Annotated in this window: 21 protein-coding genes; 10 read left to right on the forward strand and 11 right to left on the reverse strand. The window is 57.9% G+C overall.

Annotated elements, in window-relative coordinates:
* Positions 1 to 20 precede the first annotated feature (20 nt).
* Both KT71_RS03160 and KT71_RS03165 read left to right on the forward strand, forming a co-directional pair.
* Positions 21 to 674 carry a glutathione S-transferase family protein gene (locus KT71_RS03160; protein WP_008292916.1) on the forward strand — a complete coding sequence of 218 codons (654 nt, stop codon included), beginning with the start codon at positions 21 to 23 and terminating at the stop codon, positions 672 to 674.
* Between the two features lie 311 nt (positions 675 to 985).
* On the forward strand, positions 986 to 1807 hold the full coding sequence (locus KT71_RS03165) for a hypothetical protein (protein WP_008292915.1): 822 nt from the start codon (positions 986 to 988) through the stop codon (positions 1805 to 1807).
* A 116-nt stretch (positions 1808 to 1923) separates the two neighbouring features.
* Here the strand turns inward: KT71_RS03165 and KT71_RS19600 are convergent, their stop codons facing one another.
* Entirely contained in the window at positions 1924 to 2529 is a 606-nt protein-coding gene (locus KT71_RS19600; protein WP_023659886.1) for a TetR/AcrR family transcriptional regulator, read from the reverse strand.
* 144 nt (positions 2530 to 2673) lie between these two features.
* Between KT71_RS19600 and KT71_RS03175 the strand changes: the two genes are divergently transcribed.
* Complete coding sequence (locus tag KT71_RS03175; protein WP_008292913.1) at positions 2674 to 3813, forward strand: aromatic ring-hydroxylating oxygenase subunit alpha; 1140 nt, start codon at positions 2674 to 2676, stop codon at positions 3811 to 3813.
* 55 nt (positions 3814 to 3868) lie between these two features.
* Here the strand turns inward: KT71_RS03175 and KT71_RS03180 are convergent, their stop codons facing one another.
* Entirely contained in the window at positions 3869 to 4795 is a 927-nt protein-coding gene (locus KT71_RS03180; protein ID WP_008292912.1) for an ATP-grasp domain-containing protein, read from the reverse strand.
* 55 nt (positions 4796 to 4850) lie between these two features.
* Entirely contained in the window at positions 4851 to 5471 is a 621-nt protein-coding gene (locus KT71_RS03185; RefSeq protein WP_202962387.1) for an HAD family hydrolase, read from the reverse strand.
* A 149-nt stretch (positions 5472 to 5620) separates the two neighbouring features.
* On the opposite strand from KT71_RS03185, the gene KT71_RS03190 reads away from it, so the two are divergent.
* Positions 5621 to 7177 carry an acyl-CoA synthetase gene (locus tag KT71_RS03190; RefSeq protein ID WP_008292910.1) on the forward strand — a complete coding sequence of 519 codons (1557 nt, stop codon included), beginning with the start codon at positions 5621 to 5623 and terminating at the stop codon, positions 7175 to 7177.
* Positions 7178 to 7234: 57 nt separating this feature from the next.
* Here KT71_RS03190 and KT71_RS03195 read toward each other — a convergent pair whose 3' ends face one another.
* Positions 7235 to 9565 (reverse strand): SPOR domain-containing protein, encoded by a 2331-nt coding sequence (locus KT71_RS03195; protein WP_023659888.1) that lies wholly within the window; start codon positions 9563 to 9565, stop codon positions 7235 to 7237.
* 37 nt (positions 9566 to 9602) lie between these two features.
* Positions 9603 to 12197 carry a flavin-containing monooxygenase gene (locus tag KT71_RS03200; protein ID WP_008292908.1) on the reverse strand — a complete coding sequence of 865 codons (2595 nt, stop codon included), beginning with the start codon at positions 12195 to 12197 and terminating at the stop codon, positions 9603 to 9605.
* A 207-nt stretch (positions 12198 to 12404) separates the two neighbouring features.
* Between KT71_RS03200 and KT71_RS03205 the strand changes: the two genes are divergently transcribed.
* A complete protein-coding gene (locus KT71_RS03205) occupies positions 12405 to 12926 on the forward strand; it encodes a TlpA family protein disulfide reductase (RefSeq protein WP_008292907.1) in 522 nt (173 codons plus the stop codon).
* Positions 12927 to 12941: 15 nt separating this feature from the next.
* Here the strand turns inward: KT71_RS03205 and KT71_RS03210 are convergent, their stop codons facing one another.
* The 5 genes from KT71_RS03210 to KT71_RS03230 form a co-directional block, all read right to left on the reverse strand.
* On the reverse strand, positions 12942 to 13868 hold the full coding sequence (locus KT71_RS03210; RefSeq protein WP_008292906.1) for a glutathione S-transferase family protein: 927 nt from the start codon (positions 13866 to 13868) through the stop codon (positions 12942 to 12944).
* Positions 13869 to 13992: 124 nt separating this feature from the next.
* The gene (locus KT71_RS03215) at positions 13993 to 14982 is read right to left on the reverse strand and encodes a nuclear transport factor 2 family protein (RefSeq protein WP_008292905.1); all 990 of its coding nucleotides are present in this window, start codon (positions 14980 to 14982) and stop codon (positions 13993 to 13995) included.
* 108 nt (positions 14983 to 15090) lie between these two features.
* The gene (locus tag KT71_RS03220; protein ID WP_023659889.1) at positions 15091 to 17559 is read right to left on the reverse strand and encodes a zinc-dependent metalloprotease; all 2469 of its coding nucleotides are present in this window, start codon (positions 17557 to 17559) and stop codon (positions 15091 to 15093) included.
* Positions 17560 to 17763: 204 nt separating this feature from the next.
* Positions 17764 to 19329 carry a PQQ-dependent sugar dehydrogenase gene (locus tag KT71_RS03225; RefSeq protein ID WP_023659890.1) on the reverse strand — a complete coding sequence of 522 codons (1566 nt, stop codon included), beginning with the start codon at positions 19327 to 19329 and terminating at the stop codon, positions 17764 to 17766.
* Positions 19330 to 19420: 91 nt separating this feature from the next.
* The gene (locus KT71_RS03230; RefSeq protein ID WP_008292901.1) at positions 19421 to 20050 is read right to left on the reverse strand and encodes a LysE family translocator; all 630 of its coding nucleotides are present in this window, start codon (positions 20048 to 20050) and stop codon (positions 19421 to 19423) included.
* Positions 20051 to 20398: 348 nt separating this feature from the next.
* Here KT71_RS03230 and KT71_RS03235 point away from each other — a divergent pair, with 348 nt between their 5' ends.
* The 3 genes from KT71_RS03235 to KT71_RS03245 all read left to right on the forward strand — a co-directional run bounded on the left by KT71_RS03235 (position 20399) and on the right by KT71_RS03245 (position 22605).
* Positions 20399 to 21142: a class I SAM-dependent methyltransferase gene (locus KT71_RS03235; RefSeq protein WP_008292900.1), complete on the forward strand. Its 744-nt coding sequence runs from the start codon at positions 20399 to 20401 to the stop codon at positions 21140 to 21142.
* 80 nt (positions 21143 to 21222) lie between these two features.
* Positions 21223 to 21990 carry an SDR family NAD(P)-dependent oxidoreductase gene (locus KT71_RS03240; RefSeq protein ID WP_008292899.1) on the forward strand — a complete coding sequence of 256 codons (768 nt, stop codon included), beginning with the start codon at positions 21223 to 21225 and terminating at the stop codon, positions 21988 to 21990.
* A 9-nt stretch (positions 21991 to 21999) separates the two neighbouring features.
* Positions 22000 to 22605 (forward strand): 2-hydroxychromene-2-carboxylate isomerase, encoded by a 606-nt coding sequence (locus KT71_RS03245; protein ID WP_008292898.1) that lies wholly within the window; start codon positions 22000 to 22002, stop codon positions 22603 to 22605.
* A 21-nt stretch (positions 22606 to 22626) separates the two neighbouring features.
* Here KT71_RS03245 and msrB read toward each other — a convergent pair whose 3' ends face one another.
* On the reverse strand, positions 22627 to 23073 hold the full coding sequence (gene msrB, locus KT71_RS03250) for a peptide-methionine (R)-S-oxide reductase MsrB (RefSeq protein WP_023659891.1): 447 nt from the start codon (positions 23071 to 23073) through the stop codon (positions 22627 to 22629).
* A 282-nt stretch (positions 23074 to 23355) separates the two neighbouring features.
* Here msrB and KT71_RS03255 point away from each other — a divergent pair, with 282 nt between their 5' ends.
* Positions 23356 to 24579: an alginate export family protein gene (locus tag KT71_RS03255; protein WP_238549474.1), complete on the forward strand. Its 1224-nt coding sequence runs from the start codon at positions 23356 to 23358 to the stop codon at positions 24577 to 24579.
* A gap of 50 nt (positions 24580 to 24629) precedes the next feature.
* Positions 24630 to 25598: an alpha/beta fold hydrolase gene (locus KT71_RS03260; protein WP_008292895.1), complete on the forward strand. Its 969-nt coding sequence runs from the start codon at positions 24630 to 24632 to the stop codon at positions 25596 to 25598.
* Positions 25599 to 25724: the final 126 nt, after the last annotated feature.

The raw sequence follows: 25724 nt of genomic DNA on the forward strand, positions 1-25724 counted from the left end.
CTGATAGAGAGTAGATCTTCATGAAAATTGAGTCCCTGAGGCTTTTTCATTTTCCCGGAAGTCGGAGCGCGCGTGTTCGCTGGGCGCTGCTGGAAACCTTTGGTGATGACTTTGAGCTGCTGACCCTGAAGCTTCTCCAGGGGGAGCAATATGCCGCCGATTTTCTTGAGATGAACCCCAATCACGCGGTACCGGTACTGGAGATCACCTGGAGTGACGGTAGTGTGCAGACCATGTTGGAGAGCACTGCGATGGTGGAGTGGCTGGCAGATGCCTTCCCTGAAAAGCAGCTTGCGCCGCAGCCGGGGCTGTCACGAGAGCGCGCCGACTATCTCCAGATGCTGCAGTTCGGGGGCAACTGGATGGACGCCATGCTGTGGCAGATTCGCGTGCATCGGGATCTCCTGCCGGAGGCGGACTCTGACCCAAAAAGCGTCGATCGTGCGATGGAAAAGATATCAAAGGAAGTGGCGCCTCAGCTTCACGGTCGCCTGGCGAGCTCCGAGTATATCTGCGGCGCGGATTTTTCCGCTGCGGACATCGTGATTGGTCACTGCCTTAACTGGGCGCGAGCTTACGGGCTGTGTCAGGAGGACGTGTTCAAGGCTTACGCATCGCGGCTTGGGGCGCGGCCGGCGTTTCAAAAAGCCTTTGATGATGTGGTGCGCAAGTAAGCCCGCTCTGAAGCGTGCTGAATCACCTGGACCGCCCGGGACTTTTGTGACCTGGCGCACACCTTTTTACCAATCTGTGCGTCAGCTTTTTTACAGTGACGCTTCTTTCACTCTGCTTTCACTCTGGATTCCATCGCCTTACTGAGAATTTGCGGGTATCCGGTCATCAGTTTTCAGGCACACCCATGACGCTTTTGTGCACAGCATCACAGTGTCGGGGTCTTGAAGCTGGGGAAACGCTCTCTACAGCTAAATGCGCATGCTTCTTGCGAGGTAGTCGTCCAACTATGTCGTAAGTGAGTCAGTAAAAAGTGAAAAACCAAAGTAATCGCAGAGCGCTGCCAGTTAAAAACCGCCTTTTGGGCGCAGCCTTCATCGCGGGCGTTATGAGCCTTGCAGGTAATGTGCAGGCGACGCCAATTACCGTTGATTTGAGTTTCGAGGGCAGGGGATTGTTTCCAGCGGGCTCAAGGAACACCCACATCAGATTCGACAACGCCGATTTTGATACGGGCAGTATGCACGTGGCTGCCGGCATGTTCGGCGGGCAGGCGACGAACGGCGTGAATTTCGAGACATCTACCCTTTATCGCAACGAAGATAATGTGCTGGCGTATTGCGTTGATATCGTTGAGAGACTGTTGCGCCAATCAAACACCTACAATGTAAACGATGTCGCTCAGGACCTGGTGGTTGATCTGGACGGTGTGCGGCGGGACTTTGGTCGAACTCTGCTGTTCCTGGGCGCCGCTAACGAGGTGGCTCGCAGGGACTTTGCCATTACCGAAGGGGATCAGAACTGGCTGAACCCCTCTGCCAGCTGGATGTCAGCAGCCTTTCAGGTAGGGATCTGGGAGAGCCTTTATGAAGAAAGTGGCCAGGCTCTCAATGTTGGAGAAGGATGGTTCACGGCTACCTCAATTGGTACTGAGGGGAATCAGTTTCTGACGGATTCCTTCGCGCTCATGGGTGCTGAGGTACCGCCGACGGCAGTCGCTGCCAGTCGTGTGAAATGGCTTCAAATCGACGGTGGCCAGGATCTTCTTGTCGACCCGGTTGATGTCCCGGCGCCCGCCCCTGCTGCTTTGCTACTCCTGGGACTGAGTCTGCTCCTTCGCAAACGTCGTCGCTAGTCCCGCCGTGCTCACGGATTAAAAAGTCCCGTTCCTGGCCTTTAGCCCGGCGTATCAAGGCTTCGGCATATAGAGAACCGAGCAGTGAAAGGGAAGAATATGTAAAGGGTCGCGCGTCAGGCAGATGTCTGGGTCTGGATCAGCAGATGCAACTCCCTGTTAAAGGCACGCTCAATGGCGCGGGTCTCCGCCGCGCCGTACATGCCTTTTAAAGTTGTTTCTGAGATAGCGAAATAGCTCACCGCGCCAATGAGTTGATAAAGGGCAGCAAAAATCTCCGCATCGGGTTTGCCGGACCAGGCGTCGACGGAGCGGCCGATCCCCACCAGCTGGTCAAGAAAAGCTTTCAGGTGCCATGTCTTTACCGTCCCGTGACGGCTCCCCACATCCATTAACTCCCGGACAAGAAGCCTTGTTCGCAGTCTTGCGTGGGCGGAGGGCTGGTGCAAGGCGTCAAAGATCTGCGCCAGCCGTGCTTCCGGCGCGCACTCTGTCTTCTGCGATTGACTGACAATCGTTTCCAATTCCTTCGCGATGGAGGTAAGGACCTCGCCATAAAGCTTTTCCTTGGAGGCAAAATGATGGAGCACGGCCTGCTTGGTGAGGCCGATCTCCCGGGCCACGTCCGCCAGACTGACGCCGTGCAAACCTCGCTCCGCGAATAGGTTCGTCGCTACCGCAAGGGTCCGATCCCGTGTTGAGAAACCGTCTTTAGCGCTCATGGCTTGGCTGATCCCGTCAGGCTTGTCGTTGTGCACTTCTTCAGCCGGGAGTTTGACACCTACCGACCGGTAAGTACAATGCTTACCGGTCGGTAGGTTGTTTGTCGACCGTGAATCGACAGTAGATAGCCGGAGTGTCCACTAATGCAAAAAGAAGAAGAGCTTAAGCTCACAGAAGAGGTGCTCCAGTTAAAAGAGGCAAATTCTGCTTTTCTCGGTGCGGGTGTAACGCAGCAGGGCTACGATCATTACCGCGGTGAAAAGCGTTTTGAGGACGAGCGTCAGAAACTGTTTCGACGTCTGCCCCATGCCGTTGCTCACAGCGCGGCCCTTGCCGGTTCCCATGCGTTTTTGCGTGCAGAGTACGCCGGCGTTCCCCTACTGCTCACCAGGGATGACCGAGGGCAGGCGCAGGCTTTTGTTAACGCCTGTCGTCATCGGGGCATGGAACTCGTTGCGGAAGAGGCCGGTTGCGCGAGGCGCTTTACCTGTCCCTATCACGCATGGACCTATGGGTCCGACGGTGAACTTCTGGCTGCTCCGCATTTTGAGCAAGGCTTTGGAGAGCTCGATAAAGCCGAGCTCGGACTCCACCGGCTGGCCTGTGTCGAACGCTTCGGTTTTATCTGGGTAACCATCGATGCATCCGACGAGATTCAGTTCGATGACTACTTTGCGCCTATTGCCGCGGATTTTGAGGCATTGAACATTGCCGAACTCGGGGTGGCCGAAGAGACGGTGCTGAACCTCAAAGCCAATTGGAAGTTGCTGGTCGAGGGTGGGTTAGAGGCCTATCACTTTAAGGTGGCTCACAAGAACACTATTGGCCCCTTTTTTGAGAACAACCTGTCGACCTACCAGGTCTTGGGAGATCATCTTCGGTCTGTGCTACCCCGCACCTCCCTCGCCGATAGCGATACCTCAAGTCCTGACTTCCGGCTTCTGGACCATGCAAACCTTCTGTATCTCATGTTTCCCAACACGCAGTTTCTAGTTCAGCAGGATCATCTGATCTGGATCCAGGCGAACCCTCTGGCTACGGACTGCACGGAGCTGCGTTTGAGAACTCTCGCGCCGGCAGAATCCCTGGGGCAAGACGAACTGCGGGAGTATTGGAAGAAGAACCATGCCATCACCTGCGCGACGCTTAGGGAGGACTTTGCCATCGCTGAGGGGATTCAGCGCTCGGTGCAGGCGGGTCTGGATCAGTCAATGATATTCGGACGCTTTGAGAGCGGCCTTGGGGCCTTTAACACTACCGTATCCCGGCGCCTGGCTAGTTGAGTACGTCGAAGAGGTAACTGTACTTGATAACAAACTGACGGGCGGCAGCGGGCACTCAGGCTATTGCGGACAGCTCTGCCTGAAGCAGTCGGGCGATGGCCTCCATCCCGGACTTGCCTGCTTTGTGCTCCGCCCTCGGGTTGTAGTTGGTGTTGGTGTTGATGTCATAGGTGTAGCGCTTACCGTCGGCGGAAATGATGTTCTCGATACCTGCAACGTGGATGTTGTTGGCGATGAGCATGCGCCGGTAATCCTCGATGATAGCGTCGTCGAAATCCTCAATGATCTCGAATTTGGCCGCCGACGTTGCCGGGCAAACGGTGGCGTCTTCATCCTGGCACTCGTCCGCAGGGCACAAAAGAAAGCCGTCAGAAGTATCTACGCGCACGGCATAGACAAACTCCTGCCCCACAAATTCACAGCGCGTGATAAAGGGTTCCGGCGCGGCGATGTATTGCTGGATCAGGGTGATGCCATCAATGGGTTCTTCGAAGGTGTCGCTGGCCACGTAACTCTCCAGCTCTTCAACCGTCTGGAAGAGGCGCACGCCCAGCCCCTTGCCCGCGCGATTGTGTTTTGTGATGAAGGGCGCGCCCATCTCCTTGGCCGCTTTGGTGAGTCCCCCTTTGCCGACGACGGCGATCGTGCGAGGGGTGAGGATACCTTCGGCTTCCAGGGCGGCATACTGCGCGACTTTACTTAGCTCCAGCTGCAGCGCCCGGCCGGGATTCAGTACCCGGCGCTCGTGACGCTCAAGCCAGGCCAGTACCGCGGCCGCGTACTCCGGCGCGAAGCGGTGATCCCGCGTGTGGGATGAGGCGCTCATGCGGTTGTAAAACACACCCTCTGGTGGCGCTTTGGAAAGATCTAAAGATCCCTCGTCCAAAAACCAGTCCTCGTAGGCTACGCCCAGGGCATCCAGTGCTTCCAGGAGTGGTGCGCTCCACTCGCGATTTTCGTGGATGATATGGACTTTGTGCATGGGGATTCCTTTGTTAGGGATGCCGGGGAGGAAGTGGATAGCGGTAACGGGGAGCTTACGACTCTCCGCGCTGATCAGATTGCCCGGTACACCAGCCCGTCAGCTCGCGAAAGTCGCTCAAGGTTCTCAATGCTCCGGGAGCTCCGTCGAACACCGGGGGGCGCTCGCCCATGGGATGGTAGAGAACGGGTAGCATGCCCGCACGCTCCGCGGCCTCGATGTCGTAACGAAAGTCACCGATATAGGCGCAGTGTTTTGGGTGAATTCGCCACTCCCCGGCGATGGCCAACAGCGCTTCGGGGTCAGGCTTGGGAGCCGCATCCTCTCTTGCCTTCAGAGGAATAGGGGGCATATTCAGTCGCTCCATGGTCAACGTCGCGGCGTGGCGGTTATTGCGGGTGACAATGGCGATGGGTGTGCCCTGCGCATGGAGGGAATGAATGGCCTCTTCGGCGGTCGCGGTCCAGGTTGCCGCCATGGCGCCCGCGACTTCATGTTTGTGGATGACGTCCATGGCGGATTGTTGGGCCTCTTCCGTGGCAAGGGTTTCGACGTACTCCAAAAGCCCGATGCCGGCGGGGGCCCTAAGCTCGTGGCGCATCGCGGCGAAATCGAGACGAGAGTCCACAAGGGTACCGTCGAGGTCAAAAATCAGAGCTTTTAGTCGGGGGTTCAAGTGCAGTGATCCATAGGCTTGGCGGGTACGAGCACATGGGGTAGCGCTGACTTCCATCCGGTGCTCAATCAGCGGGTGATTATAACTAGCTAAGTTTCTTTGCTGGATTAAACTAGCCAGCTAACACCCATACTAATAAGGATAAGACGATGTATTCAGTGACGGAGTTTCTCAAGTCCAATGCCCGGGCGACGCCCGGTGCGCCGGCTACAAGGCATCTGGGCAGGAATCGCAGTTGGACTGAGATGCAGGACCGAGTGGCGCGCCTGGCATCGGCAATTCGTGCCATGGGCGTTGCCAGCGGTGACCGCGTGGCCATTCTCGCGCTTAACAGCGACCGTTATCTCGAGTATTACTTTGCGGTCTGGTGGGCCGGCGCAGCAGTGGTGCCCATGAACACGCGTTGGTCTGCAGAAGAGAACGCCTATGCCCTGGGAGATGCCGGTGCAAAGGTTCTGTTTATCGATGATGCCTTTGCGCCCATGCTAAAAGAGATGACGGCGGAGCTGTCCCTAACGCATATCGTATTCACGGGTGAGGATGCGACGCCTGAAGGCTGTCTTGATTATGAATCCCTGATTGCCGCTAACGAGCCCTGCGAGGATGCTGAGCGTGGTGGCGATGATCTTGCCGGTCTTTATTACACCGGTGGTACGACGGGCTTTCCGAAGGGCGTCATGCTGTCCCAGCAAGCCCTGTGGTTTAACAACCTGAGTGTCAGCAGCGGCTCCAGCTACCAGATGGGTGATGTGTACCTCCACGCCGGCCCCATGTTCCATCTCGCCGATGGCGCATTTTCGGGAGCGGCTTGTACCAATGGACTGTGCCATACCTTTCTACCGAGTTTCGATCTGTCCAAGGTTATGGATTTGCTGGAGGCGGAAAAAGTCACTCATACCCTCATGGTGCCCACGATGCTCGGCATGTTGGTGAATCACCCGGATTTTGACCCCGGGCGGCTGTCTGCGCTGCGCTCCGTTGCCTACGGCGCCTCCCCCATGCCCGAAGGACTCATGCACACCCTGTTGGAGCGGCTGCCGAATATTGGCTGGATGCAGGGCTATGGACAGACCGAAATGGCGCCCATCATCACCTTGCTGCCGGCGGAGAATCACACGCTGGAGGGCCCCAACGCCGGGAAGATGCGCTCTGCGGGTCGCGCCGCACCGGGCGTCGAAGTGCGTATTTGTGACGAAGACGGCAAGGATTTGCCCAATGGCGAAGTAGGCGAAATCGTCGCCCGGGCGCCGGGTTCCATGTCCGGTTACTGGAATCGTCCGGAGCAGACGGAGGCGACCCTGAGCGGTGGCTGGGTGAAAACCGGTGATGGCGCTTATCGCGACGATGACGGCTTTATCTTCATCGTAGATCGTCTCAAGGACATGATTGTCACAGGCGGTGAGAACGTGTTCTCCGCCGAGGTGGAGAATGCCGTGTCCACGCATCCCGCCGTTGCTGCGGTGTCCGTGATTGGCATTCCTGACGAGCGCTGGGGCGAGGCCGTCCACGCCATTGTGATCCTTCAGGAGGGTCAGAGCGTGACCGTCGAAGAGTTAATCGAGCACACGCACACTATTGCCAACTACAAGCGCCCCCGCAGCATTAGTTTCCGTGACGAGCCGTTTCCATTGTCCGGCGCAGGGAAGATATTAAAAACCGAATTGCGCAAACCCTTCTGGGACAATCAGGATCGTGGCGTCAGTTAAATCCGAGACTTTGCGTGAGGCAGGTCTGAGCCAGGTCTGAGCCAGGGTGGCAGCGACTCACAAATCGGCGAAGGGCCGGATCCACGGCTGGAGGCGGGCGAGGGGTTTTTTTGCCTTTTCGGCTTCTGCGCGAGAGGCATAGCTGCCGTAAACCACCAGATACCGTGCGCTGCTGCCTTTGCTGCGCTGGTGGACTTTTGCGGGGCCATCGAGCCCCTGTTGTTTGATAAAGCTCCGGGCGGCATCAGCGGTGCTGAAGGCCCCAAGCTGCAGGGTGAAGCCGGTCGATGATGAGCTCCCCGCGTTGGAGGTGGCGCCGTTTCTATTCCCTTTCCTGATGGCGGGACCGCTTAAGTTGACTCCATGGCAGGAAGAGACGGCGAGCTCGTTGCCCGCTGCGACCTGCTGATACTTCTCCCAAAACGCTGCGTCTACTTTTTTACCGTAAGCGGAGGCGGTGCTGCTACGGTAGCGCGCTACCTTACTGGGCCCCCCGTTGTAGGTGGAGTAGGCGGAGCGCGCGAGATTTGAGAGTCCTCCGGGTTGCTTGTGTTCGCCTTTGCGAAGGGCGTATTTGGTGAGGTAATCGATGAGTACCTCAGCACCGGCGTCACTGTTATAGGCAATGTCCCAGCGCAGGCGCTGCTGGTCGTAGAATCCCCGCCAAACCCGCTCGTTGATTTGCATCAGACCCACATCACCGGTGCCTGACCTTACGGGCACCAGCTTTCGATCCTTACTCACGGTGTAGTGTTTCCAGCAGCTTTCCTGCCATGCGGTGGTGAGGACCAGTTTTCGAAAAAGATCGCGATAGGCAGGATCTAGTCGTCGGCTGGCAATGGCGTCATTGATGGAGCTTTCCATAAGCTGGGCAACGAGGGGCAGATATTCAGGCATATCCTGTCGTTTAGGGGCCCAGCTGTTGAGACGGTCACCGTCAGCAGCCATCGCTTTTGGAATAAGAGAAAAGTCCCAGTGCCAGCTCACAGGGGGTGACACTGAATCAAAACTCTCCTCAAACAACTGACGAAGTTGCGGGTCCAGGGCCTCGGAGTAAATGAGAAGCTCGTCCCCGGCACTGCCATTAATCATCCGCGCGAGGCGGCGCAGCCCGTTCGCCGAGATATCGAGTCCCACGCTGGGCCCCAGTTGATCCAGCGCCTCGAGGGCATCGCTGGCGGCGAGAACGCTGACCAGGAGCAGATGCTCCTGACCGGGCTGATCCATGGCAATGCGCTGAATAACCGGCACCAGAGCCTGCCAGCTTTGGAGGAACCATTCGCGAACGAGGTCGACATCTTCCCCGGTGCTGGGATCTTGCCCGAGGGCGTCGCGAAGGCGGTAGCGACTCTCGATGAGCACCTCCAGCAACGCAGTGCGTAACTCCTGAAGCTGGGTTGCGGCGGCGTAATGCTTTACCGCAAGCACCAGAAGAGAATCCATCAGCTGCCAGCGCTCCTCCCATTGCTGCAATTCATCTTCGTTGAGGGCCCGCTCAGGTTTTAGGGGTGCACTGAGAGCCTCCACAGAAAAGCTCAGCTCTGCGTTCAAGGTCTCGTCCGTGGCCTGAAGATCCGTAACGCGAAGGGTGGAGAGCAATGCCGTGATCTGGGCTTTGGAGTGTTGCGGTAGCACATCCGGCAAAAACGCTTCCATGGATTGAATCTGTGGCAGGAGGTCGACGGTGAAACGGCGGAAAACGCCGCGCACGCTCGCCTCGGCAAGGGACTGTATCTGGGGATTGGTTACAGTCTGACCTGCGGGATCCATGAGCCACACTTTTTCTGGTGCAAACCCCAGGGCGTTGCCATCTTCGCGGCTTTCCGGGGTGCCGCGGATGCCGATTTTGCCTTTCCAGGACAGCATCGTTGCGCAGTTTCCCGCGCTGCCAAAGCCGATGCGGGCATCGACGTCGGCCAGCAGCTCCAGCTGTGACTGAGTCGGGCGAAGAGCGGGTTCACGGAGCCGAATCTCGCTGCAACCACTGGGATCGTCCAGAACATCGCGGCTTTGGCCCGGGCCCGTAAACATCTGGGTGGTCAACTGCTGTTCAAGGAGAGGGTAATCAATATGCAGGGGGACCTTCACCTCCAGAATCTCGGAGGGCGTCGGGGACTCCCCGGGCGTCGAGCTCCGCATGTCGGTGTTAGCTGCGGCCGCCTGGGCGAACAGCCCTGAGCCGATAAACAGCCCTGAGCCGATAAACAGCCCTGAGCCGATAAACAGCCCTGAGCCGATAAACAGTCCTGAGCCAATAAACAGCCCTGAGCGCAGAAGCAGCCCTGAGCCCAGAAATAGCACGGTCACTGACCGCAAAGCTGATAGGCAGTTGCGGGTGATGCCGTTGCCGCTAGCGATACCAGACTTTGGCAAGGGAAAAAGAGTCATGATGACGGGGAGGTCTCCGGGCGGTCAGCTCCGGGCGTTAATGCCTGGGAGCAAAAAAATCCTTGGTCGCTTCGGCCATCTCCGTGCGCACAAAAGCGGCGCTCACTATAACGTCTACCCAGCTTACGGACATGTGCGTGTGACCCTCTACCTGCAAATGCCTTACGGGCACGCCAGCGTTCGAGAGTGCTGCGGCGTAGGCGTCCCCTTCATCACGCAGCGGGTCAAATTCGCAGGTAATGACCATGGCAGGCGGCAAACCCGATAAATCCTCCGCGCGCAGGGGAGAGGCTTTCGGGTTGCTCCGGTCCGAGGGGTCGCAATAGTGATCCCAGAACCAGGTCATAAGAGGCGTGGTCAGGGTGTAGCCCTCGGCATTGTCTCTGATCGACCGGGTGTCCATGGCGCCGTCCACCGAGGGATTCAGCAGGACCTGTCCGAGAATGTCGGGACCTCCTGCGAGTTTGGCTTGCTGTGCCGTAACGGCGGCGATATTGGCGCCGGCGCTCCAACCGGCGAGGGCCAACTGCCCGGGGATCCCACCAAGCTCTTCGGCATGCGCTGCAATCCAGCGCGCTGCGGCGAGGCCATCGTCCGCCGCGGCAGGGAAACGATGCTCCGGTGCATGGCGATAATTAATGGAAACAAAAATTGCATTGGACTGCTTGCACAGGTCACGACACAGAGGATCGTCGGAGCTGTGACTGCCTAACACCCAGCCGCCCCCATGGAAGTAGGCCACGATGGGGTGGGGGCCCGGGGAAGCGGGACGGTAAAGGCGGTACTCCAGCTCACTTCCGTCGGCACCGGGGAGGGTGCCATCAACTATCTCGCCGACCTCGGGGCCCGGGGGAAACATCTCGCCCATCCCTTCGGCCATAGCCCGTGCTTCCGCCACGGGAACCGATTCGAAGGGGGGCGCTCCCGCCTCCTCAATCAGTTCAAGGGTCACCATCATGTCGGGCTTGACGGGTCGGATCACGCCATCGTTGCTTTGGCGACCTTCGGGGCCATCCAGAGTAAAACCGAGGAAGTCGCGATCCACTATTTCGTCGCAGATCTCCCGATACCTGCCGACGCCGCCGACATAGGGAAGGAATACCTGGGGTTTGCCGGGTACGTTTCTACCCATGTACCAACTGTTTGCCGTGGGAAGCAGGGTGAGGTCGGCGAACTCATTGCCATGCTGGACCCAGCGATCCTGGGCAAGAGCCGTGGGTTCTATGCTGTCATACCCGTGGTCTCGCAAGTGTTTCAGCGTGTCGGTGATGAATTCTACGTGCTGCTCGATAGACACCATCATGTTCGAGAGCACCGAGGGACTGCCTGGGCCCGTGATCATAAAAAGATTGGGAAAACCCGCGCTCATCAACCCAAGATAGGTTTGGGGGCCGTCGCTCCATGCGTCCCGAAGCGCAAGGCCGTCACGCCCCGCGATGTCGACACTCACAATGGCGCCGGTCATGGCGTCAAAGCCCGTGGCGAAAACAATGGCATCAAATTCCAGTTCCTCGGGCTCGTCGCCGCCAAGGTCGATGCCGGCACGGGTGATGCTTACGATGGGTTGCGTATGCAGATCCACCAGGCGCACGTGAGGCTTGTTAAAGGTCTGGTAGTAATTCGTGTCGAGGCAGGGGCGCTTGGTGAAAATATAGTGATTCGTAGGGCAGAGGAGATCGGCGATCTTGGGGTCCTCGACAATCTGCCGAACCTTGTTGTGCATAAACTGTCGCTGGGTTTCGTTGGCCTCGGGGTTCAGCTGGATATCGTTGAATTTGATTTGCTGAGCGAGCTCCCCCGTCTCCCATACTTTTTCGTAAACCGCCGCTCGCTCCTCCTCGGAAACCTCCAGAGCGCTGACGCTGGGTTTGTCTGCAGGCACGCCAATCAGCGATTCCCGCGCGGCCTGCCGGTAGGCGTTTACATCGCGCTGGTACTCTGCAAGACGTGCCTCGGCGACGGGCCCGTTGTGCGCGGGGAAGGAAAAGTTCGGTGTCCGTTGGAACACCGTGAGCTGCGCCGCGTCCTCGGCAATCAGCGGAATCGACTGGATACCCGAGGAGCCCGTGCCAATCACGGCGACGCGTTTACCGCTGAAGTCCACGCCCTCATGAGGCCAGCCGCTGGTGAAGTAGCTTGCGCCCTCAAACTGATCGGCACCGGGGACATCGGGCACCTTCGGCATGGAGAGGCAACCCGTCGCCATGATGTAAAACCGGGCGGCGATTTTTTGGCCTTGATCGGTCAGTAGATTCCAGCGCTTTGCGTCTTCATCCCATTTTGCGCGCTTGATACGGGTTTGAAACTGAATATCCCGGCGCAGATCGTGTTTGTCGGCAACGTGCTGAGCGTAACGGAGTATCTCGGGTTGTGTCGCGTAGCGCTCGCTCCAGGTCCACTCCTTCTCCAGTTCAGGATCCCAGCTATAGGAATAGTCCACGGTCAGGATGTCACAGCGGGCTCCGGGGTAGCGATTCCAATACCAGGTGCCACCGACGTCATCGGCAGCCTCAATAACCCTTGTCTTAAAGCCTGCCTCACGGAGGCGATACAGCTGGTACATACCGGCAAAGCCGGCGCCGACAATGACGGCGTCCAGTTCTTCAACCGAATCGCTGATCTGTTCTTCCATCGTGGTGTCCTTTTTATTGTTGTGATGTGTTTGCGAGATACCCTTAGTAAAAACCCCGCAGCCTGCGGTAAGTTAACCGGCAGGCATCCATTGGCCTATCACAGAGCGTTCCCGTCACTGGTTTAATAAAGGATGTCTCTATCGTGGCGAAAACGTAGGCGCGCTTTAGATGGTTTAGGATAGCGATCTTTTGCGCGGAGTTTCTTTATGAAGCAGCTTGCTACCAGCTTACTTTTTCTCCTCCTCTGTAGCCAGAGCCTGGCCGTCACCCGGGGGGATGTCGCCCCGCCCTGGTCCGGCATGGATCTGATAACCGAAAAAACCGTTTCATTTCCGGAGGTGTTGGACGGTAAGCCCGCGGTGATTTTGTTCTGGGCCACCTGGTGCCCCTATTGCAAAGCGTTTATGCCACGCGCGGCAGAGATCCAGGCGGAGTACGGCGATGCGGGTGTGCAAATCATCGGCTTGAACCACAAGGAGCGTGGCTATGGGGACCCCGCCGCCTACGCGAAGTCCCTCGGTTTTCCCATGATCGCCATTGCTGATGCAGATGCCATAGGCGATGCCTGGAGCATCGACTTTATCCCCGGCCTGCTGGTGGTCGATGGAGAAGGCAACATTGTTTATCGACGGAGGAGCACCAACTTGCCCGCCGGTTCCAAGGTATCGCAGATCTGGGCGGGTGAGGTGCGTGAGGTATTAGACAGCTTGCTGGGGTTCGAGAAGTAAGGCTCCCTTACCGGCTCAAGCCCTGGCTTTTACAGAGTACCCCAGCCTGGGAAAGTGCACATGGAGAGTGCCGAAGGCGTCTGTTTCCCGAGCGAGGATAATGCGTTCGGGTGTCATTGCCGCGAGCGTCCCGACAACGGGCACAAGACCATAGTCGGAGGGGGAAACTTCGATGGCCTGACCGACAGCGAAGCCCTCCAGATCCTCGCTGTCGGGGAGGGGGCGGGGCTTTGAGGACTTTGCGCGATCAAAGGCCTCCTCCTTCGAGATCTCTTGTCGCTTTCCGTGGCCAAATTCACCCACGCTGTCATACCAGCGCCTGAGGTTCTCGGCCGACGAAGGTAGCTGACCCTTGCAACTCAGGTGTAACCACAAGGGGTGATACACGGCAAAATCGGCAGCCCCCGGAGTGTCACCACTGATCCAGGCCTGGTTCGCGAGAAGGTCGTCCGTGTCTGAAAACAGACTTTCCATGACCTGACGTGCATCCGCGGCGGCTTTGGGTTTGCTGGTTCCGCCGGACAACAGTCCGCTGCGATCTTTGATAAATCGATAGGTGCCCAGGGGTCCGAAATTCCGGAGCATGGTTCCCAGTAATTTCGGTGCCGGTATCGATGTGATGGCGGCGAAGAAGCCTTCACTCTCGGCCTGCTGCATCAGCTCCCGAGGCGCGCCGCTGGCATTGTAGGGGTTGAGGCCGGGTGTGTTGCTGGCCACCGCGATTTCTGCCGCGATCAGTGAGGAGTCGCAGAAGATATCGGCGCCCCGCTGCGCGATGGGAATCCGACGGTAGCCGCCGGACAGGGGATCGACATTAGGTCGCGGCGGCCAGGCCGGAGACAGCAGGGAGCACCAATGGCTCTGGGTATAGCCGAACATCAGGCGAATCTTTTCGGCGTAGGGAGAGTTTTCATAGTGGTGGAGAATCATTGTGTCGCTCATTTGAGGACCCTTAAATGTGAGTAGTGAGTAGTGAGTAGTGAATAGTGAGTAGTAGGTAGCAGCTTATGAAACAGATGTACGGGTGGGAGAAAACAGACGCGTCTGCCAGGCCCTTTGCTATGGCTCAGGGCGCGTTAAAGCCAAAGGCCCACCTCCACTCGCCAGCCTTAAGTGTGTAAACCGTCGTCGCATATACCGGTAGATCGTCGAAGGCCTGATCGCCGCAGCTGCCACTCACGATACCCGTCAGCGTTAACACGGCCACGGCGGGTAGAAACTGCGTTGCGGTAGCCTGGCCTAGAGAAATTCTATCCACATTACAAAAAGGCCCCGTCCAGTTGTCGATAGTTGTCTTCTTATCCGGAAAAAAATCGCCATAGATGTTTACAAAAGCGATGTCATCGGCGGTCAGTTTGACGAGGGCGTCGGCGTCGTGGGCTCGCCAGGTCTCCCAAACCGCCGACTCCCGCGCCATTAAGGTGCCAAGCAGTGAGCCCTCGGGGGGGAACTTGTTTACATCAAAGCCATCATCAAAGCCGTCACCAGAACCATCATCAGAGTTCGTGACGTTTTGCGCCGCGACCGCCTCGGATACATCACTCCTGGTATCGGGTAGATTTTCCGGAGTGGGCTTGGGTGTCTCAATGGCGTTTTCCCCGTGGTAGGCAATCTCCCAGTCGTTCCCCTTTTTGACCCAGAGTGTCGATGCTCGAACCGGTGTGGGTAGGGTGATCGCGACGTTGCCACTGGCACAGGTAGCACCTATGTCCATGCGATAACTGAGCACATAGGCATCGTTGCCCACAGCTAACAGGTGCGGCGCCGTCAAACGCAGGGGCTCACGAACATCGCAGTCTATTTCGCTGACCATCGCCACCGCGTAATCCCGCGTGGCGCGAAACCCCTTTTGGAACAGAAAAAAGTCATCACTCATGGCCGCTGCATAAGTGTCAGCATCGCCTGCCAGGAATGCCTCGATGACTTCGCGGTCCATGGCGAGAAAGGTTTCTGCATCCATGGCCTGCGGGGAGCCCAGGCCCTGAGCCAAGGCTATAGGCGTCGAAAAGAGCGCGGACGCAATGACAACGGACCATGATCGAAGCTGCTGTGTCATTGTGCCCACCCTATGCCAAAAAAATCGCGACGATAACGCTCAGCATAGTCCAGGCCTGGGTTTCCGCAACATCGAGGCTTTTTCCTGGTGAAGATGCACTACGCGGCTTCAGATCGGATCTCCCGGTGGCATCTTCAGTAACGCAGCGTTTGGTACTTCACCCCCCTCTTGCCAGCGACGGATATCCGCGGCAACGGCGTAGCGATGGGGATCGCGCTTCGCTCTTTTCTCCAGATCAATCCGCAGGCGGTTGAGGCGTTCCGCCAGAACCGCGCGAACTCCGTCGCTGCTTGCGGGGTTACTGGCGCTCGCCATCAGCTCCCGGGCGCTTGTGTATTGAATGACCTGAAGTACCTTCTGGCGGTAGTCACTATCCGGTGTTTTTGCAGACCAGCTGGTGTCCAGGAGTGCGTCCACCACCTCTTCGAGCGTCGGGTAGTCCCCCATGCTGCCAAAAGCGAGAAGTCGCTCCAGGCGGGCGGGATGGAGGAGCGTCTGGACCGTCAGGCTTGCTGCCGCTTCTACGGCACCCAGGGAATCAAAGTAGAGACCCGTGCGTGCAGGAAAGGCTTCGCCCTGATCGTAGCGTTGGGCCGGTGGTGGCAGCAGGGCGAGGATGTCATCGGGGAGGGCCAGAAAATCCACTTCGAGAGTAGACAGCACCGTAGCCAGCGCATCCCGCTGCTCGTCGGCATCAATGATCTTCAGCGGTGTCTGACCGTCACCGCGCATTGCATTGCGATAGTCAGCTCCGCCAATACTCTGTGCAGCGGCGTTCATCTGAAAGCGATGATGCATATAAAGAGGCAGGAGTACGTACTCCAGTGTTGAAAGAGGCTCCCCCCTGCGGATCGTTGCTTCGGAAAAGCGCTGTAAGCCGATCTCCCGTACGGCAATCTCATGTTTTAGATGGTCCACAAGATTATCGCCGTTGTCCCAGACACTCGCGTAGGGATGTCCCGCACCGCGGAAGTTATTGTTGTTGTGCGCCATGAACAGCAGGCCCGTATCCAGGCTTTCCTGCACGATTTTGTCGAGCTCGGCGGCTTCATCAGCATCGTCGGCAAACTGCGTGTAGGAGTAACGCACGGCCAGTTTGTCGTAGTCGCCAATGCGTTGCAGGTAGGCGTTGGAGAAATCCAGCTGCCCATCGTCGGTGATCTCTACCAGGGGCGCCGGGTAATCCATTACGCTCTCGCGGCCATAGCTGCTGGCGAGATAGTTGTGGGGGAACCCCAGGGTGTGACCTATCTCATGGGCCGAGAGTTGTCGCACCCGATCCAAAGCCATCTCTACGGAAGCTGAATTGTCGCCCGCAGCCGTTGCAAGATAATCAAAGGCGGGCATGAGTCCCTGTCCGTGGAGATAGTCCTGGCGCAGGCGCAGGCTGCCAAGATTCACGTTGCCTTTTATGATTTCGCCGGTGCGTGGATCCACCACGGAGTACCCGTAGGAATAACCCCGGGTGCGTCGGTGGGTCCAATGAATCATGTTGTAGCGAATATCCTGGGCGTCGGCACCCGGCGGCAGCTCCCGAACCTGAAAGGCATCGATAAAGCCGGCCGCCTCGAAGGCCTGGTTCCACCAACGCCCCCCTTCCATGAGGGCGCTCTTGATCGGCTCGGGAACTCCGGGATCGAGGTAATAAATAATCGGCTCGATGGCTTCGGATTTTTCTGCCTCGGGATTCTTTTTCTCAAGGCGATGCCGGGCAACAAGGCGCACCACCAGGTCTTCGCCAATTGCCGTACCGTAGTCCTGGATCGTCGGGCCGTTGGTGCCGATGCGAGGGTCCGATAGGCGGGTTTTAAATCCTTCCTCCGGCAGTTTTACGATGGAGTGATGCTGCCTGAGGGTGATGGCTGATCCCGTTGCCGCGACCTTATTGACGAGATCGCCGGGGTTATCGCTGACAAAGGTAAGCATGGCTTCGATCTCGATGTTCTCCGGGAACGCCGCCGTGTTGTCGAGGTAGATGGCACTGCGGGATTTTTCCAGCTTGAAATCGCCCTGTTTGCGCCGCTTGATCTGGCCAACAACGTTTCGCGCGTCCCGAAGAAAAAAGTCCGTGGCGTCAACGAGAACGCTGCCATTACTTTCGGCAACGATGTCAAAGCCCCAGTGCACGGAAGGCGCAAAGGCATCCTTCACTGCGGTTCTTTCCAATTCATTGTCACTGGTGGCGCGATAGCGGTAGTTGGGCTCCATGAGCAGCACCCGGGGGCCTACGCGTTTGGCCTCAAGTACGAAGGTCCCTCGCGTTTGTCCCCGGTCTATACCAATGGGATTGGAGCCGAGTCCGGAGCCCATGGATACCTGATAGAGAAATTCCGTATCGAGCTTGTCGATTTCCCAGTACAGGGAGCCCGTGGCGTCATCCCAGTACAGATCAAAATATCCCGGCATGTGCTGCGCCATGGCGACCTTTTCGGACAGGGGCGGAAGCTCGGCGGATTGGGCGGCAGATGTAGCCAGGGCGGTGAATACAGCGAAGAGCAGGGAGGCTATGGGGGGCCAGGGTGTTGTGTTGCTAAGGTGCCGGCGACGGGAAGATTTCGGGATATTCCAAAAGGTCATTGATGTGGGCCTCAAAGCGAAATTGAAGGAGTTGTGGGTCAGCGAGCTGTGTATGGGTACCTAAGGAGCGTTCTCTGTGATTCTCCATCCTATACTATTGAACGGCGTCCATTCAGTGGAGCACCCTCGATTCGGTGCAGCAGCAGGCGGATAGTCTTCTCAAAAGCAGTGAAGACAAATACCGGGAGCTTGATCAATCAGCGATCAGGGATTACTCCAGTGCTCTGAGAGATAAGCCAGAATCTGCTCGTAGTCGCTATCGGTGAGTTTCATGCCCTTGCCGATCATGCTGTTCATAACCGCCTGCCATTCATCGGCGGGGCGCTTTGTTGCCAACACCATATCGACACCGTGACAGTTGCCACAGGCCCGCTCCAGCTGTTGTTTTCCTTTGCCCTCGGGGAGCGTGGCAGCTGCCGCGGCGGCCATTGCGGCTTCGGCAGAGGGGGGCTCAAGACGCAGGAGCATACCGTCGGTATCGCGGGGCCCCCGCAGCCTGCCCTCGGTGAGCACATAGATGTAACCGTCTGGTCCCTGGCGGATATCCCGAAAGCGCACATCAAGCTCGTTGAGCATGGTGTCGCCCTGTTTAATAAAGTCGCCGCGGATGCTCATCTGTGCGATTTTCTTGGACCCCGCGCCCGCGACCATCAGGCTGCCCTTCAGGCGGGGAAACTTGTCCCCCGTATAAAAAAACATGTTTTCGGGGTTGAAGGGCGGATTCCAGAAAAACAGGGGATTGTCCATACCTTCCCGGTACCAGGGCTGATCTGAAACCGGACTGCCAGAATAGTGCCGACCCAGGGATACCAGGGGCCAGCCGTAATTATGTCCCGGGATGATGCGGTTGATTTCATCACCACCGGCGGGACCAAACTCCGACGCCCACATCTCGCCGGTACTTGGGTCCCAGTCCATGCCATACACGTTGCGATGACCGTAGCTATAGATCTCAGCCTTGGCGTCCGGGGAGCCTACGAAGGGGTTGTCGCGGGGCACGGTGCCATCATCGCGGACGCGAAGGATGGAGCCGATGTGGTTCCGGAGGTTTTGTGCCTCGGGGCGAGCGCTGGATTGGTCACTGGAGGTGGTGCCATCGCGGTCCCCCACGCTGATGTACAGCATGCCATCGGGTCCAAACACCATGCGTCCGCCGTAGGTGCCCAGGGGGCTTTCCCAGGCATCGGTGATCAGTATGTCCTCGGTGTCCTGCAGGCGGCCCTCACTCAAGCGGGCGCGCAGAATCGCCAGGGTGGTTCCCTTTTCGGGTTCCCGGTCTTTGGTGTAAGAAATGTAAAGAAGCCGGTTTTTCTTAAACTCGGGATGGAGAACGATATCGTGGAGGCCGCCGAGGCCCACGTTGTTGATCTTGGGTAAACCGGCAATCGGCCTGGGATCCAGTACGCCATCCTTGACCCGGCGCAGTCTTCCCGGGCGCTCGGTAATGAGCATGGTCCCTTCGTTGGGTAAAAACACCAGTCCATCGGGGTGAGAAAGGCCATCGGCGATTTTTACCACGCGGATAGACATACCGCCCCTGCTTTTCAGGAGCCGGGGCTCGTCTACCGCTGCGCCACTGAGGGCGTCTTTGGGATAGGCCCGGGCGATTTGCGCGGCGGTGAGCGGCGCCGTGACTCCCGGTGTTTCCACGGTTTTAGCGACGGAGGCGACGGAGGCGTCAGGGCTGGCAAATGCCGCCGCAGCCATAGCGCACGCCGCCGTCATAGTCGCCAGGGTGGTAGCCAGAGGGGACCGTGGGATACGAGGCATGAAATCTCCGGTGTCGCGACATGGGCGAAAGTTCCCTGCAGATTAACCTGTCTTTAGCCTGCGGGAAAATGCGCCTGCGGGGTTGTTGCGTTCAGGAGATCGCCAGCCATAAGCCCACGACGATCATCAGTGTGCCTGCAATGCGATTGAGCACCGCGACATTGCTGCGCTGTTTCAACAGCCTGCGCAGGGCTTTGCCGCCCGTCGCGTAGAGCGTCATGCACAGGAGCTCCGAGAGCAGGATGATGAGGAGTATGGCGCCGTTGTGCGCATTGATCGCACCGTGAGTGGTCAACATAAATGGGGGTAACAGCGCCATGAAGAACGCCCAACCCTTGGGGTTGGCAATGGCCGTCACAAATCCCTGGAGCGCGAGCATCCGACCCGGCGGTACCGCTGTGCTGTCCATATCGTCAGCTGAGATGGCCATCGCTCCCCGGGAGCGCCAAAGCTGTATCCCGAGCCAGACCATATAGGCTCCGCCGGCGAGTTTGAATACCGTAAATGCCGCGGGGTATCTCAGCATCAGGCTGGCCACCCCCAGCCCGCTGAGTGTCGAGACCAGGGCAACCCCCGTTACCTCGCCGGCCATCATCCAGGCCGTGCGTCGCAAACCCACGGTCATGCCAAGGGTCATGGCCAGGGTCATACACATACCCGGTGTCGCCGAAATGAGCAGCATCGTCGGGATGAAAAGGAGTAGCTTGGTGACATCAATCATTTGCGGGACGGATCATGTTTTGATGGGGAAACGGGGCCTCTTGACCTTGGACAGCTTCGCTGCATTGTTTTGTAGCCTCGCAGTATCGCATTGAATGCAGCTTTGTCGGGATGAGACCTCAAGGCGGGAAGCGCGTAGGCTGCAAATCAGCGCTAAAAGGGAGCGCTAAAAAGGAGCGGTTGCCCGGCTCTGGCTGCGTGCTTATTATCGTGAGACAGGTGGCACATCGATAGCCGCTCACCGGACTACCGTTTATCTAACGATTTAATTATCTGTTCACTATCCTCTAACCGCCTATCAACCACCCAAAAACTACTTAAGTCCTAAGGACTTCCAAGGATCACAATAATGAAATTACTGTTTCTGGCCGCCGCGGCCCTCGTCGCGATAACACCCGTATACGCTGCCGACATTGACGACAAGGTGGCCGCAGCTCTCGCCGCCGAGAGTCGTCCCGAGGCTGATCGTGCCCGGGACCGTAACCGCAAGCCGCTCGAAACCCTCAAGTTCTTTGGTCTCAAAGACGATATGCAGGTGCTCGAGCTCATTCCCGGCGGTGGTTGGTATACGCGGGTGCTCGCCCCGGTCCTCGCTGAGAACGGCAAACTCTACGTTGCCCTGGGCGCAGGTCGTGTGAAGTCCGGCTTGCTGACGGAACCTGGTTTTGAGGACGTTACCGCCATTGATGATGACGCGAACATGCGTCGGGAATCAGGCGCCCGTTTTTACACCATGGATGCCGTTGACCTTGGTGTAGACGATCTGGACATGGTGCTGACCTTTCGAAACGTGCACAACTTCGACGCCGCGGGTCGCGCGGGAATGCACGCCGCTGCTTTTGACGCGCTGAAGTCGGGTGGTGTGTATGGTGTGGTTGATCACACCAGGCGTCACATGGAGTCCGAAACGCCCGAAAATCGACGTCGCGTTGACCCTGTGCAGGCGATTAAAGAAATCCAGGCGGCGGGCTTTGAGTTCGTTGATTATTCAACGCTGCATTACCGCGCAGACGACGAGCTTGAGTACGAAGTGGGACGCAAGTCCGTGACCGGTAACACCGATCGCTTCACTTTTCTGTTTCGCAAGCCCTAGGCAAGGCTGCGCGGTAGCTGCTCTCTCAGGGCTTTGACTCAGCGCTCGGGTAGCTCCCTTGCGTCGCAGGAGGCTTATCCATGAAAAAAGTCTGTTTGGTTATCGGCGCGGGTGCCGGCATCGGCGGCACCGTCGGTAAGCGCTTTGCGGCAGACGGTTATCACGCCGTACTTGCCCGGCGCAGCGACGAAGCAGGTTTGCAGCGTTTGGTTACGGATATCGAGGATGCCGGGGGATCGGCGACGGGTTGCCTGGTGAACGCTATTGAAGAGGGCGCCATCGAAGACCTCGTGGCGAACACGGAAGCCAATATCGGGCCCATCGAGGTGGTTCTCTTTAACCTCGGCGCGCAGATCGGTAACCGCTCTCTTGAGGACACCAGCTACAAAGCCTTTGAGACCGGTTGGCGTCTGGCGACTTTTGCGCTTTTCCGGGTGGCAAGCTCGGTGCTTCCGGCTATGGAGACACGGGGCAGGGGGACCTTGCTGGTGACGTCGGCGACAGCTGCCGTTCGCGGGAATGAGGGCCAGCACTCCCACGCGGCTGCCATGGGAGGGCGGCGGATGCTGTGCCAGACCCTGAATGCGGAGTATGCCCCCCGAGGCGTGCATGTGGCCCATATCCTCATTGATGGCGCTGTGGACGCTCCCGATACCCTTGGCAAGATGCTCGGCCCTGAGAACTTTGCCAAGCTGCGGGCGGCCAGGGGCGAGGCGCATGATGGCTTGCTGGTGCCGGAGCACATGGCAGAGACGTATTTTCACATTGCCCACCAGCACCGGTCCGCGTGGACCCACGAGCTGGATCTCCGTGCTCATTCCGATCTTGCCTGGTGGAATCATCGATAAGGAACACCCATGAACAAAGAGCTTGAGTTTATTTTCGATTTTGGCAGTCCCAATGCCTACCTTTGTTACAAAGCACTACCGCCTTTACTCCAGCGCACCGGAGCAACACTCACCGTGGTTCCCTGTCTTTTGGGAGGTATATTCAAGGCCACGGGCAATCAGGCTCCCATGCTGGCTTTTCAGGGGATTAAAGGAAAAATCGAGTACGACCAGCTGGAGATACAACGATTTATCGATAAGCACCAGCTGCGGGACTTCAGTTTCAATCCCCACTTTCCGGTCAATACCCTTCTACTGATGCGCGGCGCAATTGCTGCTGAGAACGACGGCAAGCTGGAGGCCTACCTGGATGCGGGCATGAGCTCCATGTGGGAGCAAGGTTTGAAGATGGATGATCCACAGACCTTTGTCACGGCGATGACCGAGGCAGGTTTGGACGGAGAGGCACTGCTAGAGAAAACAGCAGATCCCCTGGTCAAGGCCAGGCTGGTGGAGAACACGAGTGCGGCAGTGGAGCGGGGCTGCTTTGGTATACCCACGTTCTACGTGGGTACAGAGATGTTCTTTGGTAAGGAGCGTTTAGCGCAGATAGAGGAAGAGCTGCTCCGCGCCTAAAGCAGAGCTGCCCACCGCTATTCAGTCCTGATCAACCTGGTCAAGGTAGTCGCCATAGCCCTCGGCATCCATGGCGTCGCGATGCACAAAACGCAGGGAAGCGGAGTTGATGCAATAGCGTAAACCGCCGTGTTCTGCGGGACCATCGGGGAAGACATGTCCCAGATGGCTGTCACCGTGGTGACTGCGCACCTCCGTGCGAATCATGCCGTGACTGGAATCCTTGAGCTCGTTGACGTGAGCGGGCTCGATGGGTTTCGTAAAGCTTGGCCAGCCGCAACCGGATTCGTACTTGTGGCTTGAGGCAAACAAGGGTTCGCCGGACACGATGTCTACGTAGATACCCGGCTCGTGATTGTTCAGATACTCGCCGGTTCCCGGTCGCTCGGTGCCATTTTCCTGAGTGACGCGATACTGCTCTGCGTCCAGTGCTTCGATCGCCGCTGCGGTTTTCTTGTAATGCGCCATGGAGGGCTCCTGTGGTTTTGTCATCGATCGTTACCGCCCGGCATTAATTCCCTTGCGGAGATGGATGTCGTGGTGACGAGTGCTAGGCAATACGCAGAAAGGATAGTCATAGCGCGCTGCGAATACATCAAGTCCCGACGGTTTCTGACAATCTCCGACAATAGTTTTGGGTGGATGTCGCAGGGGCATGTCCCCTATAGTGGTCGCCTTTTGGTGGGAGCTCCCTACTTTTTATCCATGATACCGGCTCGTGAACAGCAAAAAGCAGCGCGTGCGTTGGCAGTGTTTGCCGTGCTCATCGCTAACGGCCCGGTAGCTTACGGGCAGGAGGGCGATGAGAGTAGAGAAGGTGATGACAACAGCCCTCCGCAGTTCTTCGCCCGGGGTTCCCTGAAGCTGGATTTACGCTATCGCTATGAATACGTTGACGAAGAGGGCTTTGATGCTTCGGCTAGAGCGTCCCTGCTGCGCAGCAGACTGACCGCACAGTCCGGCCCCCTGGGTCCCTTGTCGGGTCTTCTTGAGCTAGACCATGTGTCGACCCCTGGCACCGACGATTACAATTCGACGGAAAACGGTCAGGTCCAGTTTCCCACCATCGCGGATCCCCAGGGCACAGAGTTTAATCAGGCGTGGTTACGTTATTCCAGCACGGATACTGATGCGACGGTCGGCCGGCAGCGCATTGTGCTCGATCGAGGACGCTTTATTGGTGCCAAGCCCTGGCGACAAAACGAGCAGACCTATGATGCAGTCCGGGTGCAGTGGAAGGCCGCGCCGGACTTTGCCCTGGACGCCAGTTACGTGAATCAGGTCAATCGTGTTTTTGGTCCCTCGGATGGGGCTAATCCGGCAGATTGGTACGGAGACACGGCGCTGCTGCGCCTGAATCATGACCTCGCACCGGGACAGGTACTGACGGGCTTCGCCTACCTGGTGGATGTCGACGAGCAGCGAGGTTTCGCCCCGGGCAAAACAATCAACAATTCCAGCGATACCCTGGGGATTGCCTATCACGGTGTCTTCTCTGGCATCGACCTGCGTGCCCGTCTGGCAACCCAGAAATCGGCAGGCAGCAGTGAGCTTGAGTATCGCGCAGCTTATTATCTCGTCGAGGCGGGTGCTCCCCTGGGCAAGATGCGGCTGCGGGCCGCCTATGAAGTTCTGGGCGCGGATGACGGTGTAGGATTTGGAACTCCCCTGGCGAACGGTCATGGCCACCAGGGCTGGGCCGATAAGTTTCTCTCAACGCCCGGTGACGGCATCAAGGATGCATGGGTCTCTGTTAACGGCAAAGTCGGCTCCGTGGCTTTAACCGCCCGATATCACGATTTCAGCGCGGAGTCCTCCAGCGTGAACTTTGGTCGGGAGCTTGATCTCCAATTGCAGTGGGAAATCAACGCATGGTTAACGGCAACGGCAAAAGCCGCTGTTTTTGACACGGAGGCTCCCGACCGCTACCCCGATACGCGCAAAGCCTGGCTGATGCTGCAGCTGCGCCTGTAAAGCACGACCCGATTCATTCCTCAAAACGACGATCTTTTTATGGGAGTATTATGAATACCGCTGTTACTACAAAACCCGATCTTGCTCGCGAGCTGCCGCCGGATGCCGGTGACATTCCGGCCTGGCTGGAAGACGCGCTGTCGGTGCCCCGTGAGGAAGGCTGGGTGCAATCCAACGGCTGCGATATCCGCTATTTCCGCTGGGGCAACCCCAAGAATCCCGGTCTGTTACTGATGCACGGATTTCTGGCTCATTCCCGCTGCTTTGGTTTTATCGCCCCTTATCTGGCGGAGAATTATCACGTCGTGGCCTTTGATTTATCGGGCATGGGTGATTCCGGCATGCGAGAGAGCTATCCGGAGGATGTTCGCGCCGCCGAAGTGGCGGACGTTGCCCGAGCCACGGGATTGTTCGAGCATGAAAAAAAGCCCATTGTCATCGCCCATTCCTACGGAGGGCACGTGGCATTGACTGCGATGCAGGATCAGCATGCATTGTTTGGCGGCATGATTATCTGCGACCTGATGGTGCTGCGCCCCGAGCGTCTCAAAGCCTACTTTGATTCTGAAAAACCCCTTCGTTCAGACCCCAGTCGCCCCAATCGTGTTTATCCGGATTACGCGACGGCCAAGAGTCGCTTTGTCCTGTCGCCGCCCCAGCCCGTGAATGTCCCCAGTCTCTTTGACTACATGGCGTTTCATTCCCTTAAGGAAGTTGAGGGAGGCTGGACCTGGAAGTTTGATACGAGCGTGTTTCAAAGTGATTTCGGGCGCCAGGAGCGCATGTTGCGCCAGGGTCATATCATTGCTGAAACACCGGGGCGCAAAGCCATCGTCTATGGTCAGGATAGCCTTCTTTTTGATGACGACTCTGCCGCCTACGTTCACGAATGCGGTGCCACTGATGTGCCTATTGTGGGTATTCCCGGCGCCCGTCACCACCTCATGCTGGACGAACCCATTGCATTTGTCAGCGTGCTGAGATCGATCCTGGCGCAGTGGGGTGCCGACGAGTCCTGAGGGACTCAGTCACCCTGACCCACCTGGACCTGCCCGAGATACGCCATTTTACCCGGGGGGTCACCGTGCCCGGGTAAGATGTTTATCGCGGTAACAGCTATTCCGCGCCGATCACGGCTAGGCGCA

Origin of the sequence: Congregibacter litoralis KT71 (genome assembly GCF_000153125.2) — a bacterium.
Lineage (GTDB): Bacteria > Pseudomonadota > Gammaproteobacteria > Pseudomonadales > Halieaceae > Congregibacter > Congregibacter litoralis.

Excerpts from the sequence above, each read along its gene's own strand:
- KT71_RS03215 (WP_008292905.1), bottom strand. The coding sequence starts at position 14,982 with ATGACACAGCAGCTTCGATCATGGTCCGTTGTCATTGCGTCCGCGCTC.
- msrB (WP_023659891.1), bottom strand. The coding sequence starts at position 23,073 with ATGGCGCATTACAAGAAAACCGCAGCGGCGATCGAAGCACTGGACGCA.
- KT71_RS03195 (WP_023659888.1), bottom strand. The coding sequence starts at position 9,565 with ATGACTCTTTTTCCCTTGCCAAAGTCTGGTATCGCTAGCGGCAACGGC.
- KT71_RS03190 (WP_008292910.1), top strand. The coding sequence starts at position 5,621 with ATGTATTCAGTGACGGAGTTTCTCAAGTCCAATGCCCGGGCGACGCCC.
- KT71_RS03210 (WP_008292906.1), bottom strand. The coding sequence starts at position 13,868 with ATGAGCGACACAATGATTCTCCACCACTATGAAAACTCTCCCTACGCC.
- KT71_RS03225 (WP_023659890.1), bottom strand. The coding sequence starts at position 19,329 with ATGCCTCGTATCCCACGGTCCCCTCTGGCTACCACCCTGGCGACTATG.
- KT71_RS03180 (WP_008292912.1), bottom strand. The coding sequence starts at position 4,795 with ATGCACAAAGTCCATATCATCCACGAAAATCGCGAGTGGAGCGCACCA.
- KT71_RS03240 (WP_008292899.1), top strand. The coding sequence starts at position 21,223 with ATGAAAAAAGTCTGTTTGGTTATCGGCGCGGGTGCCGGCATCGGCGGC.
- KT71_RS03205 (WP_008292907.1), top strand. The coding sequence starts at position 12,405 with ATGAAGCAGCTTGCTACCAGCTTACTTTTTCTCCTCCTCTGTAGCCAG.
- KT71_RS03200 (WP_008292908.1), bottom strand. The coding sequence starts at position 12,197 with ATGGAAGAACAGATCAGCGATTCGGTTGAAGAACTGGACGCCGTCATT.
- KT71_RS03260 (WP_008292895.1), top strand. The coding sequence starts at position 24,630 with ATGAATACCGCTGTTACTACAAAACCCGATCTTGCTCGCGAGCTGCCG.
- KT71_RS19600 (WP_023659886.1), bottom strand. The coding sequence starts at position 2,529 with ATGAGCGCTAAAGACGGTTTCTCAACACGGGATCGGACCCTTGCGGTA.
- KT71_RS03160 (WP_008292916.1), top strand. The coding sequence starts at position 21 with ATGAAAATTGAGTCCCTGAGGCTTTTTCATTTTCCCGGAAGTCGGAGC.
- KT71_RS03220 (WP_023659889.1), bottom strand. The coding sequence starts at position 17,559 with ATGACCTTTTGGAATATCCCGAAATCTTCCCGTCGCCGGCACCTTAGC.
- KT71_RS03175 (WP_008292913.1), top strand. The coding sequence starts at position 2,674 with ATGCAAAAAGAAGAAGAGCTTAAGCTCACAGAAGAGGTGCTCCAGTTA.
- KT71_RS03230 (WP_008292901.1), bottom strand. The coding sequence starts at position 20,050 with ATGATTGATGTCACCAAGCTACTCCTTTTCATCCCGACGATGCTGCTC.
- KT71_RS03245 (WP_008292898.1), top strand. The coding sequence starts at position 22,000 with ATGAACAAAGAGCTTGAGTTTATTTTCGATTTTGGCAGTCCCAATGCC.
- KT71_RS03235 (WP_008292900.1), top strand. The coding sequence starts at position 20,399 with ATGAAATTACTGTTTCTGGCCGCCGCGGCCCTCGTCGCGATAACACCC.